The organism is Intestinibacter sp., from assembly GCF_051866655.1.
Lineage (GTDB): Bacteria > Bacillota > Clostridia > Peptostreptococcales > Peptostreptococcaceae > Intestinibacter.
In genome coordinates this window covers 1-3,609 of record NZ_JBJDXL010000317.1, presented here as the reverse complement: position 1 = coordinate 3,609, position 3,609 = coordinate 1, and the positions used below count along the sequence as shown (strand labels likewise).

At 30.7% G+C, this 3,609-nt stretch carries 2 protein-coding genes; both read left to right on the top strand.

Going from position 1 to position 3,609, the window contains the following annotated elements:
- The first annotated feature begins 570 nt into the window (after positions 1 to 570).
- Positions 571 to 2,532, top strand: coding sequence for an anaerobic carbon-monoxide dehydrogenase catalytic subunit (cooS, locus tag ACI3VO_RS09415; protein ID WP_439757672.1), 1,962 nt, complete (start codon positions 571 to 573; stop codon positions 2,530 to 2,532).
- Positions 2,533 to 2,688: 156 nt separating this feature from the next.
- Positions 2,689 to 3,483 (top strand): nucleotide-binding protein, encoded by a 795-nt coding sequence (locus ACI3VO_RS09410; RefSeq protein WP_439757671.1) that lies wholly within the window; start codon positions 2,689 to 2,691, stop codon positions 3,481 to 3,483.
- The last annotated feature ends 126 nt before the right edge of the window (positions 3,484 to 3,609 follow it).

Genomic DNA, 3,609 nt, shown 5'->3' with positions numbered 1-3,609 from the left:
AAAAAAAATTTAATAATATTCGTATAAAAGCTCTAAGAGTAAATAATTTTGATAAAAAAATAAAAAATTTGTTAAAAAAAAAGCAAAAAAATAAAACCAAGTTATATTTATATAATTAAAATTATATCCTATACAATTGGAAAAAAATGAGATATAATTAAATTGAATGTTAAATTGTGTGAAAGCATTTTCTGAATTGAATGAAAAGGATTTACAACTGATAAAATAAAAAAGTGGTAATGAATTTTAGTATAAATTTTTATTGATTTAATAATTAATGCTAAAACACAATAACAAATTATATTCTAAAAATTAATTAAAGAAAAAAATCAAATAACAAAAATTATTTAATGTCAGAATAACGTAATTTTTGTTAAAAAATTATTAAAAACTTTACCAAAAATAGTATTTTTGGTATATAATTTAGTTAAGAATATATTCTTGAGAAGTATGTGTTTTATCGTTTAGAAATATATATTGATTAAGAATGTATTTATATAAATAATAAAGACATTTTCTTATAACAGCATTTTAGGGGAAAATTTAATTTTTAAAAAGGGGAATATGAATATGGAAAATAAAATATTAGAACAAATGCAAGCCATGACTATAGACCTTAACAGTAAGGCTCTATTAGAAAAAGCTGAAAAAGACGGCGTTGAAACAATGTATAAAAGAAAATTAGGATATAAAGTACAATGTGGATTCGGTCTTCAAGGTGTTTGCTGTAGAAACTGTGGTATGGGACCTTGTAGAATAAGCGCTAAAACTCCAAGAGGACTTTGTGGTGCTGACGAACATACAATAGTTGGTAGAAACTTCGCTAGAATGTGTGCTGGTGGTACAGCTGCCCATTCAGACCATGCTAGAGATATAACTCATACATTAGGATTAACTACTCCAGGAGGAGCTTATCAAGTTAAAGAACCAGAATTATTAAAAGAATTCGCTGTATTCATGGGTATAGATCCAGAAGGTAAAGATATATATGACTTAGCTCATGAAGTATCTCATGAATGCTTAATGGAATTTGGTAAACCACACGGTGTATCTAGATTATTAGCAAGAGCTCCTAAACAAAGACAAGAAGTATGGAAAGCTTATGGTATAGAACCAAGAGCAATAGATAGAGAAATCGCTACAGTAATGCATTCAACTCATATAGGATGCTGTGCTGATATAGATGCTTTAATACATATGTCATTTAGATGTTCTATGGCAGATGGTTGGGCTGGATCAATGATAGGTACAATGTTATCTGACATATTATTCGGAACTCCAAAACCAGTTCATACAGAAGCAAATACTAACGTATTAGCTGGAAACAATGTTAACATAGTTCTTCACGGACATGAACCAACATTATCAGAAATGATAGTTTTAGCTGCTGAATTACCAGAAATGCAAGAATTAGCTAAAGAAGTTGGAGCAGACGGAATCACATTATCAGGTGTTTGCTGTACTGGTAACGAATTAACTATGAGACATGGTATAAAAATAGCTGGTGACTTCCATCAACAAGAATTAGTATTAATTACTGGTGCTGTAGAAGCTATGATAGTTGACGTTCAATGTATCTTCCCTGCATTAGCAGAAGTTGCTACTCATTATCATACTAAATTCATAACTACTTCACCAAAAGCTAAAATAACTGGTTCTACTTACATGGAATTCCATGAAGAAACTGCTCTAGAAGATGCTAAACATATAGTTAGAGAAGCTATATTAAACTTCAAGAACAGAGATCCAGAAAAAGTTATGGTTCCAGAATTAAAATCAGAAGCTATGGTTGGTTATGCTGAAGCTGCTATAGTTGGACAATTAAACAACGTTGTTAACACTCAAATAGATGAAATGAACACATTAAAACCATTAATAGATGTTCTTGCATCTGGTGTAATAAGAGGGGTAGTAGGAGTTGTTGGATGTAACAATGCTAGAACTCCATCTAACTACAACCACTTAACTATAATGAAAGAATTAATCAAAAATGACTTCTTAGTTGTTACTACAGGATGCGGTGCTTCTGCAGCTGCTAAGAACGGATTAATGTTAAAAGAAAATGCAGCTAAATATGCTGGTAAAGGTTTAGCTACAGTTTGTCAATTAGTTGATATTCCACCAGTAATCCATCTAGGATCTTGTGTTGATAACTCTCGTATATTAAACGTTTGTTCATTAATAGCTAAAGCATTAGATATGGATATATGTGACTTACCAGTTGCTGGTTGTGCTCCTGAATGGATGTCAGAAAAAGCAGTAGCTATAGGTACTTATGTAGTTGGTTCTGGTATAGAAACATTCTTAGGTGTTATGCCTCCAGTTACAGGTTCTTCAAAAGCTGTTGAAATATTATGCGGAAGCATAAGAGATAAAGTAGGAGCTGCTTTCCATATAAGAGAAGATGATCCAGTAGGATTAGCTCAAGATATAATGGATTGTATAGAAGCTAAGAGACCTAACTTCGAAGCTTTATATCAAGAAAAAGTTCTTAATAAGAGAGCTGCTGGAGAATTAGATTGCTTATACTAAGATTTAGTTATGGTAAACAATTTATAGAAAATTAAATTTATAGAATAGAGAAAGGTAGTCTATTATGAAAATAATAGGCTACCTATTAAATACACGTTAGACAGACATAAATACATAGTTTCAAAACTATATGACAGAAAAGGTGGTAATAAAGAAATGAAAGTAGCAATAACAGGAAAAGGTGGAGTAGGCAAAACAACTTTTGCCTCAATGTTATCAAGAATGTTTGCTGATGAAGGTTATAGAGTTGTTGCTGTAGATGCCGATCCAGATGCAAACTTAGCCTTAGCGCTAGGTTTTCCAAAAGAAATATATGATTCAATAGTACCAATTTCTGAAATGAAAAAGTTAGTTTCTGATAGAACAGCAACAAGTGAAGGTACATTTAATAAAATGTTTAAACTTAATCCAAAGGTTGATGATATACCAGAAAAATATTGTAAAACATATAATGGTGTAGGATTATTAACTTTAGGAACTGTTGACACAGGTGGTTCAGGTTGCGTGTGTCCAGAACACGTACTATTGAAAAGATTATGTTCTCATTTAATATTACAAAGTAAAGATGTTGTTGTTATGGACATGGAAGCTGGTATTGAGCATTTAGGTAGAGGTACTGCACAAGGTGTAGACGCTTTCATAGTGGTTGTTGAACCAGGTGAAAGAAGCCTTCAAACTTATAGAAAAGTAAAGAAACTAGGCAAAGATATTGGCGTGAAAAGGGTTTTCGTCGTTGGAAATAAAATGAGAAATGACGAAGATATTGAATTTATAAAAAGTAATCTAGAAGATGGAGAAGCTCTAGGATTTATACATTACAATCAAACTGTAATAGATTCAGATAGATCTAATAAATCTCCATATGATGTTAGTGACGATGCCAAAAACGAAATTAGAGCTATAAAAAATAGATTACTAGAAATAGAAGCAGAAAATAAAAAGAATAAATAGTTTTTATTTTTATTTAATTTAAGAATACAGTATTTAATTAACATTATTTATTAATGTTATTAAAATATATAAAAATTGTGGGAGGATGTTTGTTATGGGATTCAAATCAGATATTGAAATAGCTCA